The organism is Shewanella sp. S1-58-MNA-CIBAN-0166 (assembly GCF_040310085.1).
Lineage (GTDB): Bacteria > Pseudomonadota > Gammaproteobacteria > Enterobacterales > Shewanellaceae > Shewanella.
Genome location: NZ_JBEOPN010000210.1, coordinates 1 through 234, shown reverse-complemented (window position 1 = coordinate 234; position 234 = coordinate 1). Strand labels below are relative to the sequence as shown.

General features: G+C 43.2%; 1 protein-coding gene. It reads left to right on the top strand.

What is annotated here, in order from left to right; translation table 11 throughout:
- Positions 1-234: GreA/GreB family elongation factor (locus tag AAEY99_RS21735; protein ID WP_351012033.1), on the top strand; the 234-nt coding region annotated here is incomplete at both ends.

The window sequence follows — 234 nt, the reverse complement described above, 5'->3', positions numbered from 1 at the left end:
AGCTAACATAGTGGAGCCACACGAAGTTCCCTCAACCGTGGTAACCATGAATTCAACAGTGAACTTTGTTGTTGAATCTACAGGTGAGGAGTTTACTTTAACGCTTGTTTACCCGAAGAATATTGACTCAAGTGGCAACAAAATATCAATCTTAGCCCCTGTTGGTAGTGCATTACTTGGCCTTTCACAGGGAGATCAAATTGAATGGCCAAAGCCAGGCGGTGGGTTAATAAC